At 45.9% G+C, this 15,106-nt stretch carries 11 protein-coding genes; 1 reads left to right on the top strand and 10 read right to left on the bottom strand.

Translation table 11 applies throughout. The features are described from left to right. Positions 1-35 precede the first annotated feature (35 nt). The 10 genes from NSU15_RS10225 to NSU15_RS10180 form a co-directional block, all read right to left on the bottom strand. On the bottom strand, positions 36-1,103 hold the full coding sequence (locus NSU15_RS10225) for a glycosyltransferase family 4 protein (RefSeq protein ID WP_081954052.1): 1,068 nt from the start codon (positions 1,101-1,103) through the stop codon (positions 36-38). Between the two features lie 35 nt (positions 1,104-1,138). Then, on the bottom strand, positions 1,139-3,004 hold the full coding sequence (locus NSU15_RS10220; protein ID WP_339290200.1) for a WD40 repeat domain-containing protein: 1,866 nt from the start codon (positions 3,002-3,004) through the stop codon (positions 1,139-1,141). After that, on the bottom strand, positions 3,001-4,065 hold the full coding sequence (locus NSU15_RS10215) for a zinc-binding alcohol dehydrogenase (RefSeq protein ID WP_339290198.1): 1,065 nt from the start codon (positions 4,063-4,065) through the stop codon (positions 3,001-3,003). Before NSU15_RS10215 ends, NSU15_RS10220 begins: the two co-directional genes overlap by 4 nt. 64 nt (positions 4,066-4,129) lie before the next feature. Then, positions 4,130-5,008 (bottom strand): carbohydrate ABC transporter permease, encoded by an 879-nt coding sequence (locus NSU15_RS10210; RefSeq protein ID WP_042126182.1) that lies wholly within the window; start codon positions 5,006-5,008, stop codon positions 4,130-4,132. Positions 5,009-5,085: 77 nt separating this feature from the next. Beyond that, positions 5,086-5,946 carry an ABC transporter permease subunit gene (locus NSU15_RS10205; protein WP_231574259.1) on the bottom strand — a complete coding sequence of 287 codons (861 nt, stop codon included), beginning with the start codon at positions 5,944-5,946 and terminating at the stop codon, positions 5,086-5,088. A 213-nt stretch (positions 5,947-6,159) separates the two neighbouring features. Next, the gene (locus NSU15_RS10200; RefSeq protein WP_339290196.1) at positions 6,160-7,818 is read right to left on the bottom strand and encodes an extracellular solute-binding protein; all 1,659 of its coding nucleotides are present in this window, start codon (positions 7,816-7,818) and stop codon (positions 6,160-6,162) included. A 566-nt stretch (positions 7,819-8,384) separates the two neighbouring features. Then, on the bottom strand, positions 8,385-9,794 hold the full coding sequence (locus NSU15_RS10195) for an extracellular solute-binding protein (protein ID WP_042126177.1): 1,410 nt from the start codon (positions 9,792-9,794) through the stop codon (positions 8,385-8,387). Between the two features lie 254 nt (positions 9,795-10,048). After that, positions 10,049-11,629, bottom strand: coding sequence for a collagen-like protein (locus NSU15_RS10190; protein ID WP_339290194.1), 1,581 nt, complete (start codon positions 11,627-11,629; stop codon positions 10,049-10,051). Positions 11,630-11,972: 343 nt separating this feature from the next. Then, complete coding sequence (locus tag NSU15_RS10185; protein ID WP_339290192.1) at positions 11,973-12,626, bottom strand: deoxynucleoside kinase; 654 nt, start codon at positions 12,624-12,626, stop codon at positions 11,973-11,975. Continuing rightward, a complete protein-coding gene (locus NSU15_RS10180; protein WP_042126173.1) occupies positions 12,623-13,246 on the bottom strand; it encodes a deoxynucleoside kinase in 624 nt (207 codons plus the stop codon). Before NSU15_RS10180 ends, NSU15_RS10185 begins: the two co-directional genes overlap by 4 nt. A gap of 299 nt (positions 13,247-13,545) precedes the next feature. Here NSU15_RS10180 and NSU15_RS10175 point away from each other — a divergent pair, with 299 nt between their 5' ends. Further along, entirely contained in the window at positions 13,546-15,066 is a 1,521-nt protein-coding gene (locus NSU15_RS10175) for a stalk domain-containing protein (RefSeq protein WP_339290190.1), read from the top strand. The last annotated feature ends 40 nt before the right edge of the window (positions 15,067-15,106 follow it).

Here is a 15,106-nt window from a genome sequence, read left to right as displayed (position 1 = left end):
TATTCGGTTGGTAACAACCCCATAGAGTGACCTGCTTATTTAGAAATTAGACGTTCTTCTCTGAACCTCTCAAGTAATTCCATGTATTCTTTTCCAACTTGTTCGATGCTGTAAGTAGTTCTGGCTTTCTGTTCTCCTAAGGACTTCAAGCCTTCTCTCAGGCTATTCTGCTCCAGCAGCGCGCTCAATCTATTCACACATTCCGCTTCATTGCCTGATTCGTACAAGGAAACACTCAACGGACCATCCAATAATTCCGGCAACGCCCCTACACTCGGAACCACTACGGGACAGCTGCAGGCCATCGCCTCCAGTACAGTCATTCCAAAAGATTCATTAATTGTGGTACTAACATATAACCCGCCACTCTGCGCGACCGATGAATAATAGCGATGCATCTCATCGTAGTCCACCTTGGGAATCCACTTGAAATGCTTAATCCCCTGTTGTTCTACCTTTACCATCAGCTGTTTCTTGATCTCATCGGGAGCAGTATATCCCCCAACAAGCATAAATTGCAGCTCTGGTATCTTGGCATTCAGCTTTCCAGCAATGTTCAAATAGGACGACCAGTTCTTGTGATCATCCAGTTTACCCACCCACAAAATAGTGACAGGCTCCTGCTCAATCCCCGCTTCATATCGGAACAAATCGGCATCCAGACAATTATTAATATGATAAGCACCCGTTATCCCGATGCTGTCCAAATAATCCTTCATGTAAGCGGATGGAGTGATCACATAGTGAAAAGGCAGACTATCTTTCGTTGCTGCCAACTTCCGCAAGGGTTCGGAATAGGTGGTATGTACCTCATGAATAATAACCTTTCCCTCTTGTACAGGCCCAAGCGCTTCATACAGCTCGTAAGTATCAATAGTAATAATGACATCGAAATCATAGACTTCCATGTAGCGCTTAATCTCTTCAACCGTCCCCAGAATTCGGACATGCTCGTATCCCTCAAAAGCGCTCGCCCCGCCGTAATCCTCTAGAAAGGCAAAATGCACTTCCGAATGCTGACGCAAAAATTTAAATCTATTCGCAAGTTGAGTGGTTACCCCGCCCAGAATACAGAATTTATAAAAATATAATATTCTCATCATCCTTCCACCCTTCACCAAGGATAGTGCAGACCTATCTAGCCCATCCAATATAATTCTGTAGTTCTAGCAAAATATAGATCGCCCTCACGGTCCATCGTCAGCAGCCGCGCATCGTCATTAAGCACCTCAAGCTCCTCACTCAGTACATCAAACTTGAACAAGCGATTCATCGATACGCCGTAAAGCATGCCTTCCTTATAGAGCAGTTCATTACCGCTACGCCAAAAATGAGTCACAACATTCCAGTCCATGGGGAACAATGAGTAAGTTTTTACAGTACACTTAAGCTGTGGATCGAACCGAAATAACTTACCTGCCGTCAAACCCCAAAGCTGCCCTGCATCATCTAGAACCAAAGCAGAAATAGCCCTTTCCCCTTGCACCGGTATACCTTCCCATACTTTGCAGCGCTTCTCCATATCCCAAATCATTAGAGAGGCATCCGCACGCTGGGGAGCAATCCCAAGTCCGCCCCAAACAGACCCTCCAGCAAACAACAGCTGATCTCTACTGACCAAGGACACTACACTCTGCTGCGGCAAAAGATTTCTGAACACCTCACGTGCACCGCTAGCAGGATTGTACAGTGTCAACGCCCCTCCATGCCGACCATAGGAAGGAACCGTTCCAATTGCGAGCTCTTCTCCTGCCCAAGCCCAAGCAAAAGGGCGGTCCTGCTCCTCTTCCTGTAAGGAAAATAGCAGTTCTGGATTCTCCCCCGGCTTCCATTCCCCGTTCGGGTCATACTTAAAAATATTCGCTCGCGGATAAACGCCTAAATATAAACAACCACTTCCAGCTATCATCCCTTCGGTCTGGCCAATTCCCCGATAAGAAATGATCTCGTCGGCTGCCTTATCGAATCTGGCCAGCCCACCTGCGAAATACCCTCCGATATAAAGAGCATCGTCAGGTCCGTAGGTCATGGACTGTAAATGGACCGATTGACCTTGCAGACCGAAGTCCATCACCATATGTCGATCCGTCACCGGATCGTAAATCCAGCAACTCCCGTCCCTGTATACACCAGTTAAGCAGCGTGCATTCGGATTTAGAACATGGTTATTCAGCCATCCATAGTCTCCCGCCGGCTCCGGCATAGCTAGGGAAGTAACGAACAGGCTTCCAGTTCGGATATCATATCGCTGCAAATAGTCATCTTTAATGAAGTACACATTTCCCAACGCATCCGGAGGCGAAACACTAAGTCCACTCACATGCTCCAGAGTTTCGCCCCACGCCTGTAGTTCCAGATCATAAATGTACAATTTTGCAGACGGTGTGATCCGGGCAAATAGCTTGCCCTGAACGATATTTAAGTCATAGACCAGCTGTTCACCCTGACATTCATCTGGCATCCCAATTTCCGAGCGTTCACCCGAAGCCGTATCCAGTACAACAATATGTGGGGTTTGTGTTCCAACTCCCACATAGAGCTTTCCGTTCCACGCTTCCATAGAACGAGCATACTGTTCTCCAGTCACCATTACCCCGTAATCTCTAAACACTGCTGTCACTGGATCATACTGGAACACTTTCCCACCAGGATAACATCCTCCATAGACCCTTCCTTGTTCATCCGCTGCCAACCGCCACGTATAGAATTCACCGGGAATCATCTCACCCAGGTTCTCCACACCATTTTCATGAGTGAACCTGTACAAAATACCGCTTCCCCCGATATACACTCCGCTAGTTGTTAAGACTACACCCCAGCAATGATCCGAGCCTTCGAGCGCATAACGTTCTGGCGCTTGTTCGCCGCTAGGATCCAGAACAAACAAGATGCATGGACTACCAGAAGAAACAGCATATATCCGGTCTGCTCCTTGCCATGTTCCATAAGCCGTGGCCCAAACCGCCACACCGTCCAGTGGCTCACCGATCCGCAGCGTCTTCATCTGCTCCCGCCTTCTTTTGCCAGTTGTTCCTTTACCTTCACTTCCGCCCCAGAAACTGCCCCAGGATAAGCTAATACTGCTCCCAACAAATCCACTGGATCCTCTGCATAACGCCTAAAGGCTTCTTCACAACGCTCGACCGGGAATATCGCGCTAATTAATGGTCTAACCTGAATATCGCCTTCGGAGATTAACCGAATATATTCAGCCATATTACGTCCTTCTGTCCATCGTACGTAGCCATAAGGGTAGTCAATCCCCTGCCGCTCATAGATAGGATCATATCGTCCGGGACCGCCGGCTCTAGAAATCAGCACTTGAGCTTCCTTACCGAACATCAGATCACGAGAGAAATCCGGTTTAATATCTCCAACCAATAGTACCTTTCCGCGATCCCGTACCCACTCTAGTGCTTGATCAATAAGGTCGCCGGTTTTGCCGCCTGCACAGACGATGACTGCATCTGCTCCCATGTCCTCCGTCAGGTTAGCAAGATGTTCCTTTACCTTCTCTGGGCTAGTAGCGATATGTCTAATCCCCAATCTCTCGGCCATCTCACAGCGCTCTGCAAGTAAATCATAGACAATCACTCGGCATCCTGCCGCCTTAGCGATCTGCGCAATCAACTGCCCAAGAATTCCGGCACCGATCAACACAAGTGTCTCTCCAAACTGCGGTGCAACCTGCCTTACCGCATGTACTGCAATAGCTCCAAGCCCTACTGTCGATGCTTCCTCCGAACTTACATGATCAGGAATGGGCACCATCAGATGCTGAGGCATTAGCAGCCATTCTGCATGCTTCGCATAAGGACCGCCGTAACAAGCTACCCGAAGACCCTCAGGCCAGTGCTCCATTCCTTTCCCACGTGTTCGGATTACACCTGCTGCACTGTATCCAAGTACAATTTGTTGCGTACGGTGCAGGCCATTCATCATCATTTCCGTTCCGGGGCTAATCGCCGAATATTCAGTCTGGACTAGTACAAATCCATCTTCAATGACTGGTGTCAGAACATCCGACATGCGAATCTGTCCTTCCTGAGATATTACCGCCTTCATATGTCTTCTCCTCCCGACTGCTTCAGAAACGATTCCGTCACATGCAGCATCTTCTCTATGGGTGTTACTCCTTCAACGCACCGATCATTACGCCTTTTACAAAATATTTCTGTAAAAATGGATAGATCATCAGAATGGGAACGGTAGCAATGATTATCGTAGCGAATTTAATAGATTCACTGATCCGAAATACCTCATCTTGGGTAACACCTGCCAGCATATTTTGCGCAGAGGATTGAATCAGGATTTCTCTCAATATCAATTGGAGCGGGAACAAATTCCGATCCTGTAAATAAATCATGGCCGAGAACCAACTGTTCCAGTGGCCTACGGCATAAAAGAGGGTCATAACCGCCAGAACCGGCATAGAGAGCGGAAGCACGATCCGCAGCAGAATTCTGAAATCATGGGCGCCGTCTATTTTGGCAGACTCTATTAAACTATCAGGGATAGACTGAAAGAAAGTCCGCATCACTATCAAATTAAAAGCACTAACCGCACCAGGTAACAGCAGCGCCCACCGTGTATCATACAAGCCAAGCTCACGGACATTCAGATACGCCGGAATTAAGCCACCACTAAAAAACATCGTGAACACAATAAAAGCCATTATGACATTCCTCCCCTCCAGATTCTTTCTGGACAGAGGATAGGCACCAAGTGTAGTAAGCACCAGATTAATCAACGTACCGACAATGACATAAAAGAAAGTATTTCCGTAAGCTGTCCAGACCCGCGTATCCTCAAATACCAGCTTGTAAGCATCCAGATTAAAGCCGATTGGAAAGAAGCTTACCTTCCCCGCAGCAATAGCATGTGCATCGCTGAATGAGGAGACCAGCACGTACCACATCGGGTACAGGAACAGGAAAGAACACAAGATTAGAAACAGCACATTGCAGCTGTCGAATATGATTTCACCCATACTGCGTTTCACAACCATTGTCTACCCTCCTAAAAGTTTTGTGAGCTATTCTTCATTGAAGTTACTTCGTACAAAACTCGCATCGGAAGTTATGCTTACCATAGGCTGCTTTCAGTTGTTTTTCGGCTGATCCGATTAGCTAGCACGAGCAATGTGAAGTTAATTACAGAATTGAATAATCCAACCGCCGCAGAAAAACTATAATTCGCTTCCATCACACCTCGTCTATAGACAAATGTTGAAATAACATCCGCAGTGACGTACGTTCCTGGATTGTAGAGCAATATAATTTTGTCCCAGCCCACATTCAGCAGGGTACCGACATTCAGAATCAAGAGAATTAGGACCGTAGGGAGAATCCCAGGCAGCGTTATATTCGTTAGCTGTTTCCATCGCCCTGCTCCATCTACAACTGCAGCTTCATACAGGCTCGGATTGATACCAGATAACGCTGCTAAATAAATAATTGAATTCCAGCCTAGGCTCTGCCACATGCCAGAACCCACATAGATCGTTCGAAACCATTCCGGCAGAATCAGGAACTGGATAGGCTCAGAGATCAGGCCGATGCCAAGCAACAGGCTGTTAATAATTCCTCCGGGCTTGGTGAAATCAATAATCATCCCGCAAATGACGATGAGCGAAATAAAATGCGGCAAATAAGACACGGTCTGCAAAAAGGACTTCAGCTTCTTGAGCCGCAGCTCATTGAGTAGCAGGGCAAAAGCAAGTGAAGCAGGAAAAATGAAGATGAGCGAGTAGAAGCTCATTAAGAAGGTATTTTTAAGCAGTCTGAGAAAATAATAGCTTTCGAAAAACTTCTCGAAATTCTTGAAGCCCACCCAAGGACTATCCGTGATCCCCAAGTAGGGATTGAAATTCTTAAAGGCAATGATCGCCCCATACATCGGCTTGTATTCAAAAATCAGAAAATACAAAACCGTAGGGAGTAACATGAGATACAGATAGCGATTGGAGGCTATCCGCTTCCAGGGAATCGGACTCCTCTTGACCGGAAGCTTCCTGCTTTCAACTTTAGCGACTTTTACAGGTACAGCCATATAGTTCTCCTCTCCCGGACACTGGCGTTAGTCATAGCTGTCATGCGGCGAGCGGTCACTTAGAAATCTCTGAACCGCTCGGCCCACGACAACCTCTTACAAGCTGAATCATTTCCCTTTAAATCGCTCGTATGCAACCTGATACTCTTTTAGCACATCGTTAATCCCCATCTTCTCAAGCTGCTTCATCACTTTGTCATAGTCTTCAATCTTTTGGCGCCCCATGATCATGGCATTAATTGTCTCTGCTACATAGGTCTGAATATCAGCCATCAAAGGAACAACTACATCGTTTTCCTCTGTTGTGAATTGGACTGGAGGCAGCTTGCTATCAAAATCAATATAGTCACTGTATAACTCGAGTGGATTTTCCGTCTGTCCGTTAGCTTCTCGGATCTGCTCAGCATATCTGGTATCCGCTACTGTAGCCCAGCTTCCGCCCCCGATCGTATGGTTCAGCAGTTCCTGTGTATTCGTGAGACCATTGGTTGGATGAGTCACTTCTTTCTTATAAATAGGCTCTCCGTTTACCAGATCATAGGACTTGCCTTCAACCCCAAAGTTGTTCAAAAGAATGCCTTCCTCTGAGTATTGATAATCCAGCCATTTCATCACTTCCTCAGGATGCTCGGTCCGCGAGGAGACCGCCAATCCGTGTGCTGCTGCCTGCCAGCGGAAGGAGACATGACGTTGATCACCGTTTGGTCCTTTTGGTGGAATGGCCGGTGCAATTTTGAAGGTCGGATGTTTACCCTCCATTAAAGTAGTAAAGTTCCCCATGTAGGAACCAGACCAACCAAACCATGCCCCTGCCACATCAGTAGTCACTTTCTCAGTCAAGGTCTGGAATGTGGTATCTACCAGATAGTTCGGGTCGAGCAATTGTTCATCGTAAAGACGGTGCAGATAGGTTACGACATCCTTGAATTTCGGATCGTTCGGACCGTATTTCACTTGGCCGTTATCCACGAAGAATCCGTAGTCAACACCAAAGGCAGGAGCGAATAACATCATGATATTTTCCAAGTTAACTGTGACTAGTGGAATTTCATCCTTCTTGCCATTTCCGTTGGCATCCTGCTCCCTAAATGCTTTGAGCATGTTATACCAATCTTCCGTAGTTTCCGGCATAGATAGACCCAGCTTATCGATCCAGTCTTTACGCACTTGCGGGAACATTTGAGTGAGATCCTGTGAATCAAGAACGAGATTAGGTAGGTAAAAAATGTGGCCTTCAGGCGAAGTGATTTGTCCCCGGATATCCGGGTTGTCGTCGAGGATTTTCTTGAAGTTTGGCGCATTTTTCTCAATTAAATCTTCCAGAGGAAGCAGCGCGCCTTGTGTACCATATTTTCCGGAATCCGTGCCCCATAGATCATTGTAGATGATGTCCGGCAGCTTCCCAGATGACATTAATAGGCTAAAAGCTTCCGCACTGGCTTCCGTACTATGTTGAAAGTCGATATGAATGTTAGTGTTCTCTTCCATTTGCTGAAAGGATAATTTCTCATTAAAATTAGTTCCTCTAAAATTGCCGCCGCTTGGTGACCAAAGTGACAGTTCTAGCTTATCTGAAACAATCGGGAGCTGAAGACCGCCTACTGTTTTCCCTTCCTTAACGGGAGCTTGCGTAGCCTTCTGAACCTCCGCAGTAGGATCTGCGGTATTGCCCGTTTTAGTATTCGAACCGCCGCAAGCAGATACGAGCGTCACTAGTGACAATAGGACAGGCAGCAGCAGAGCTAATTTCCTTTTAGCAACATTCATAATTCAACCCCCTATTAATAACTAAAAAATAAGATAATCATTATGATATATTCACTAACATCAATCAGAAGGAATCAACAATACATTAATAAATTTTTAAATGAGTGATTATTCTGCAAACAACCTTTTGTAGGGGATATCCTCCTTTCACTACCCTTTTTTCTCCTTAAATTAGACGAAAACATCTGTTCTGACTTCTTTTTGATTTACATTTCAGAGTATCAGATCTTTTATTTCACCAATCTGATATATATCTGATGTATTTTATTATATTTTCCAGCCTACATGATGTCAATATAATAATAAGAAATATCTCTAATAAGTGTAACCTTATATAACATGTACCTGTCGCAAAATGTAGAAAACCCTCAAATTTAATAGAAAACGCTTACAAAATTACCTATATATAAACGCTTCAAATAAGCCGACTCTGATCTTATACAGATAAGATATAGCGCGCAATATATACTTTTTTTTCTGAAAAAAATGCGTAATAATGGCCTCAAAGCACCATCATCACGCGTTTCATTAATTTTACAGAGAACATCAATCTCAAGAAAAAAGGTCTAAACCTTCTGATCGGCAGCATCCTGTTCCGAAATCAAGACACTCAACTCTTCATGAAGTGTTTCCTCATCAATCATCTTTGACCAATAAGCGTTCAACAACTTACGAAAGCTCTTTAGAACAGCAATAGGAAGCCCTAAATCTTTAAGGTAGGAGAAGGTTGGAAATAGCTCTCTGTACATCAGATATCTCGAAGGACGATTCAAATGATCCGCCGTGCTCATCTCAGCGATCCGCTTTCGAGCTGGAATACTTACTGTGCGCTCCCGAATAATTTTCTGTGCTTCTACGGAAGCAAGGAAGTTGACGAATTGACGAGCCGCTTCCTTTTGTCTTGAATTCCCGACCACAGCTGCTCCGATCGTCACCAATAGCGTCTTCTGTGGATCTTTTGATTTCAGCCTAGGTAACGGTGCAAGATCATAATCGAGCGTTAATTCCTTAAATTCATTTAAATTAAAAAAAGTCGTCAGAATCATCGAAACCTGCTCTTGGACAAACAATGAGATCGTCTCATCTTCATGATTGCCAGCAAGATATTTCGGGAAAATCTGATGGTTATTCACAAGCCGACTATACACACTAAGGCTATTAGCCGTCTCCGGACTAAGCGTACGGTGCTCGATCCCGTCTGCCACGGTTTGAATACCGCTCTGCAGCAGGAATACAGAATAACGATTCTCAGAAGCAGGCACAAAATAAATGGCATGTCGTCCACGTTTCTCCGCCAACTGACGAGCCGCCTCAATCAAGTCATCCCAAGTCCAATAGCTGTCCGGCTCCGGCAGATCCGCTTCCCGAAAATGGGCCTTGTTGTAGCATAGCACCACGGGGGAGAATGAAATCGGATAGGCATACAACTGCTCTTCATGATAAAAAGCTTCCGTCGCAATTGGATATAATTCAGGATCAGGCTCAAGCGATTCCAGTAAGTCCGCTGAACCATTTTCAGCCAATTCCTGAAATTGCGTGCTATTCAGCGATACAGCATCGAGCATCCCATTATTGATCAACTCCACCGCAGAATTCACATGGTCAAAATCATTCAGAGCCAGCGGAAGAATATGAATACCGGGATGCAGTCGATGAAATTCACCAATTAGATCATCCAGCAGAAAGTCCTTGGACAGCGAGGAGCTGCAGCCAAAATGAATACGGATCCTCTCCTGCACAGACTCCATAACCTTACTGCCGACACGGTCGATTTTGACAATAAGACCTTCCTGGACAAGCACATCCAGCCCTCTTCTGACCGATTTATTACTTAACTCAAATTGCTTAGCTAGTGTACTCTCTGCTGGCAGATAAGCACCTGGCTGCAGCACTCCACTTAGGATATCCGTACGAAGCTTACCCACCATATGATCGAGTCGCTCTCGGAAGGAATGACGACCTGATTTATTATTCATGTACAATTCTCCCCGAAAAATCCAAATTTACATCATCTCCCTCTTATTTTGCGTCAGCTCTGATTTGAAGTCAAATAAAAATACCCATTTTCCCAAAAATTTTAAGTTAAGTAAATTCCCCTCTGCTTCAGCCGAGAGATGTCATGGGTGAAGGGCTGGAACTTCGTGTGCACCCTTCCTTTAATTCAATAATTAGAAAAGCCACCTGATTAGAGGTGGCAAACTTCCAAATTATCTATACGTAAGAGATTTCGCTATGCTAATTGTGTAATAACGAGATGTGCTGAAACAGATCTTGTTCCTCCAGCGAGAGGAGTAATAGTAAGTGCAGTGGAATTACCAGCTGGATTCCTAACTGTCAGTATGGTATTAATGACCGTTGTTTGAACTATAGCCATTTCTACAATTTCTGATGTACCTGTCGCACGTCCAACTACCGTATAGGCGAGATCTGCGCCATTAAGAGTCAAGATGAGTTGGCCTGCTTCCGTTACACTAACCTGAAATAATACCTGATAAGTCCCTATTGCTGCTAAGTTAAAAGAACTAGGACCCGTTCTTGCAATTGTCGTCCCGCTGGTAGGGCCATCTTGAGGAAAACTCACGTCTGTTCCCGGTGCTACAGTTGCTGCATTATCAGGGGGCATCAGGGCAAAAAAATCAGCAAAGCCTAGTACTCCTCCTGCTGCTCCGGTTGCTCCTGCGACTCCTGGCGCACCGGTTGCTCCTGCTGCTCCTGCTGCTCCCGGTGCTCCGGTTGCCCCAGTTGCTCCCGCTACTCCTGGCGCTCCGACTGCTCCCGGTGCCCCGGTTGCTCCGGTTGCTCCTGCTGCTCCCGCTACTCCCGGTGCTCCGGTTGCCCCAGTTGCTCCCGCTACTCCTGGCGCTCCGACTGCTCCCGGTGCCCCGGTTGCTCCGGTTGCTCCTGCTGCTCCCGCTACTCCTGGCGCTCCGACTGCTCCCGGTGCCCCGGTTGCTCCGGTTGCTCCTGCTGCTCCCGCCACTCCCGGTGCTCCGGTTGCCCCAGTTGCTCCCGCTACTCCCGGCGCTCCGACTGCTCCCGGTGCTCCGGTTACCCCGGTTGCTCCCGCTACTCCTGGCGCTCCCGCTACTCCCGGTGCTCCGGTTGCCCCAGTTGCTCCCGCTACTCCTGGCGTTCCGACTGCTCCCGGTGCTCCGGTTGCCCCAGTTGCTCCCGCTACTCCTGGCGCTCCGACTGCTCCCGGTGCTCCGGTTACCCCGGTTGCTCCCGCTACTCCCGGCGCTCCGACTGCTCCCGGTGCTCCGGTTGCTCCCGCTAATCCCGGTGCTCCCGGTGCTCCCGGTGCTCCCGGTGCTCCGGTTGCTCCAGTAGATCCGGTTGCACCTACAAAACCTTGAGGTCCTATAGCTCCAGCAGGACCAGGTATACCTTGTGGACCCTGAGGACCTAGGAGTCCTTGTGTGCCCGGTACTCCTTGCTCCCCTTGAGGACCAACGGGGCCCGCTATACCCTGTGGACCCATTGCTCCCGCTGGCCCAGGTTGACCGTGAGGTCCTTGGGGTCCTGGGGGGCCACCGGCGGGACCTTGAGGCCCTTCTGCTCCTTCGAGTCCTCGTGGTCCTTGGGGTCCCGGTACGCCTTGGGCCCCTTGTACTCCTTGGATCCCTTGTGCTCCTTGAGGTCCTGTAGCACCAACGACTGTTGGAGTGGTAACGTTCACTTCAGGCGGAGGACATGTGACTTGCACAATTTTCTTAATAACTTTTCGACGATGTTCTTTTCTTTTTCTTTTCGAAGGATATACAGTGGCGATTTTTTTCTTATGACATTTTTTATCGTCTGGACAACTCAATACGTACACCTCCCTATAAAGATAGTTCAGTGTACGCATCTTATTAATTTTAGACATGGACCAATAACTAGTTTTTACTAGACTAGAATCCATATCCAGAAAAAAGGGCTACAAATATAGGATGTCGCCCTTGAGCATACTACAATGTCCACACCAATTTGGATTGCTTTTCGTATTTTATTACTAGGACAACTGACACTTCCCTATTAGACCCATATCTATGATTTGGGTCTTTTTTTATTTTTATTAATTCTACCTCAAACTCAGTTTATATCACTTAATTCGCTTTCTGATCTCATAAAAAAACAGCCCCCAAACCCTGGGAGCTTCTAATAATCAATTATTATTTTTTGTCGACAGGCTTACGAATCGCATTGCCCACCTTCACAAGAATATCAGACATCGAAGCCTCATCATTTACATCATAATCATCAATGTTCAAACGAAGCACTGGGCAAGCCGTAAACTCGTTAATCCATTTCGAATATCTGCCATGCATATGCTCCCAGTAGGAAACATCCGTTTGAATTTCCATCTCACGGCCACGTTCATTAATTCGGGTCAGGATGGAAGGCAAGCTGCCTTCAATATAAATCAGCACATCAGGGTGCGGGAAGTATGGCGTCATAACCATAGCTTCATACAGGCTGGTGTAGGTTTCATAGTCTGTTTTGGACATTGTACCTTGATCTGCATGCATTTTCGCAAAAATACCGGTATCTTCATAGATGGAACGGTCCTGAACAAAACCACCGCCGAGTTCGAACATCTTCTTCTGCTCTTTAAAACGTTCAGCAAGAAAATAGATTTGCAAGTGAAAGCTCCATCTCTCAAAATCATGATAGAACTTTTCGAGATAAGGATTGTGATCAACCTGCTCTAGCGAGGTTTGAAAATTAAGTCTTTTGGCCAAGGCGCCTGTTAAAGTGGATTTCCCCACCCCGACAGTTCCAGCCACGGTAATTATGGCGTTTTCCGGGATATGATATGAATTCATTTCATTAACTCCTTTATATAAGAGACAATTTCAGTGAAGTGTTCTGGATTCTCCACGAAATCGACTGCATTTCCATCAATGGTAATAATTACGGTCGAAGGCTCCTGAATTGCTAGAGAGGCCATCGCGTCATCATAATCTTTAATTAATTGCTCCAAATACGCAGTATCCATCCCCTCTTCAAAGGGACGCCCACGTTTTTCAATTCTGGTTAATAACGTATCTAAATTGGCTTTAATATAGAGAATGATATTCGGCTTTGGCAGGTCATCCGTAAGCACATGATAAATTTGCCGATACTTCTCACGTTTCGTTCCGTTCAGTGTTCGTTCTCCAAAGATGAGGTTCTTATAAATATGGTAATCCGAAATGACCGGGATCCCTTTATCTATGTACTGTGTAACGGTATCTTCAAGCTGCTTATACCGATTACAAAGAAAAAACATCTCCAGTTGAAAGCTCCAATCGTCCATGTTCTCATAAAATTTAGCCAGAAACGGATTCTCATCGACAATCTCTTTAATGATCGGTAAATTTAATTCCTCTGCTAGCATAGAAGCTAATGTTGTTTTGCCAGCCCCGATTGGGCCTTCTACTGCAATAAACGGTGCATGTTTCATTGACGCTGACTTCCTCCTCAGATACGAACCTTTCAATAGCATTCAAGCATAAACGCCTTCGGCGTCCTTACAAGAACGGTAAGTTTAAGCGGGAAATATAAGAACAAAGTATAGTGTGAAACTTATACTTTCTTTTATGTTTATAAAAACAGACTAAATTATTGTATCACATGAGACCTTTCTTGTGAGTGGGTAAATATGAAGAAACTTTTCCAGTAGTTCTAGCGTCTAAATGTAAGATAATGGATTATAGCGTGAACATATCAAAATTATCTAATAAAGAAAAGAGAGGTATTCCTATGAAAAAATGGCTCAGCATGGTTAGTGCTGTTCTAGTATTAAGCCTCGCCTCTAACGTAAGCGCAGCTGCAGCTGCAGAGAACCCAACCACGACTACCAACCTCACTTCGTATGGCGCGGATTATCTGACCAAAACAGATGGTTCCTTTTGGGTATGGGGAGGTAATCGCTCCGTCCCTACGCAAATCCATGACCTGAATGAGGTACAAGCATACTTTGGTTCACAATATGTAATGAAGAAAGACCTTTCGGTCTGGCAATGGAGAACATCGGCATACTCTGAAACTGTTAAAGTGACCCCCGTTCAAGAGCTAGACAATCTGGTCGATATATTCATGACGGGAAATAGAACGATAGCCCTTAAAGGAGACGGGACGATTCTAAGTGCCCCCCTTTCATCCGATGGACTCACTACCTCCGCGTTCACACCGGTTTCCGGCGTCGATAACGTGGCCGCTGTGGGCGGTTACTATGAGTCTGATCTTCATAAGAGCTGGACACGTTACGTGTTCTTAAAGAAAGATGGAACTGTTTCTACTACACGCGATGACTTCGAAAGCTTCGAAACCATCCTGAATTTAACGGATATTATTCAAATTAAAAACAATCTGGCACTTAACAAGGACGGCTCCATATGGAGTTGGCCAGTCCAAGATTATTACAATAACCAAGGAGCTCCAATAGATCTATCTGCGACCCCTCTCAAGGGAATCAGTAATATTAAAAGTTTAAAAGGAAATCAGAACAGCCTATTAGCCATTGATGGAGCCTCTCAATTATGGTTCTGGGGCGCTACCATTACAGGTTCCTCAGACGGAACAACCTATCATGAACAACCACCGATTCTTCTAAAAGGGATCAAGAATGTAGTTGATGCTTACATCGTAGAGCGCTCTATTGTTGCGTTAACCGGGGAAGGAAACGTCTACCAAACTTCTATTGAGAACGAAATGATGCCCGCAGATTCAAAATTCACACTTCTCGAAAAAGAAGTAAGTAGCCTAAAGAAAGGCGGACGACATATCATCATGCAAAAGAAAGACGGCTCACTCTGGGGCTGGGGTGTCAATAAGGATGCACAGCTGGGCTATGGCGACTATGAATTCAGCCATGCCGGGCCCGTTCAAGTGCAAAAGCCTATTTCAATCTCCTTAAACGGAGAATCTATCCCACTCTCAAATGGAGTTATTACTCGAAACGGACAAAATTTCGTCCCGCTTCGATCGCTGTTCGAAAAATTAGGAGCCACAATTACCTATAAAGAGAACTTTACAGCTGCGAAAACAATAGATAAACAAATTATGATCACACGAGCCGCTACAGATAAACCGGCTCTCGCCATCAGTATTAACGGTGTAACTGGAGCGACAATGGTGAACAATACAACCGTAAATCTTCCTACACTACCCTTCATCGTAAACGGTTCGATGTATCTGCCACTTCGCTTTATAAGTGAGCAACTCGGAGCAAATGTGGAGTGGCTCCCACAGGAGGAGCGCATCGCCATCACGATGCAATAAGGAGTAATCAAAAAAAGGTGTCCCATCATGAACTGCACCC

The organism is Paenibacillus sp. FSL E2-0201 (assembly GCF_037963325.1).
In the GTDB taxonomy this organism is placed as follows: Bacteria; Bacillota; Bacilli; order Paenibacillales; family Paenibacillaceae; genus Paenibacillus_AQ.
This window is presented reverse-complemented; position numbering and strand designations above follow the sequence as displayed.

Excerpts from the sequence above, each read along its gene's own strand:
- NSU15_RS10225 (WP_081954052.1), bottom strand. The coding sequence starts at position 1,103 with ATGATGAGAATATTATATTTTTATAAATTCTGTATTCTGGGCGGGGTA.
- NSU15_RS10220 (WP_339290200.1), bottom strand. The coding sequence starts at position 3,004 with ATGAAGACGCTGCGGATCGGTGAGCCACTGGACGGTGTGGCGGTTTGG.
- NSU15_RS10215 (WP_339290198.1), bottom strand. The coding sequence starts at position 4,065 with ATGAAGGCGGTAATATCTCAGGAAGGACAGATTCGCATGTCGGATGTT.
- NSU15_RS10210 (WP_042126182.1), bottom strand. The coding sequence starts at position 5,008 with ATGGTTGTGAAACGCAGTATGGGTGAAATCATATTCGACAGCTGCAAT.
- NSU15_RS10205 (WP_231574259.1), bottom strand. The coding sequence starts at position 5,946 with ATGTTACTCCCTACGGTTTTGTATTTTCTGATTTTTGAATACAAGCCG.
- NSU15_RS10200 (WP_339290196.1), bottom strand. The coding sequence starts at position 7,818 with ATGAATGTTGCTAAAAGGAAATTAGCTCTGCTGCTGCCTGTCCTATTG.
- NSU15_RS10195 (WP_042126177.1), bottom strand. The coding sequence starts at position 9,794 with ATGAATAATAAATCAGGTCGTCATTCCTTCCGAGAGCGACTCGATCAT.
- NSU15_RS10185 (WP_339290192.1), bottom strand. The coding sequence starts at position 12,626 with ATGAATTCATATCATATCCCGGAAAACGCCATAATTACCGTGGCTGGA.
- NSU15_RS10180 (WP_042126173.1), bottom strand. The coding sequence starts at position 13,246 with ATGAAACATGCACCGTTTATTGCAGTAGAAGGCCCAATCGGGGCTGGC.
- NSU15_RS10175 (WP_339290190.1), top strand. The coding sequence starts at position 13,546 with ATGAAAAAATGGCTCAGCATGGTTAGTGCTGTTCTAGTATTAAGCCTC.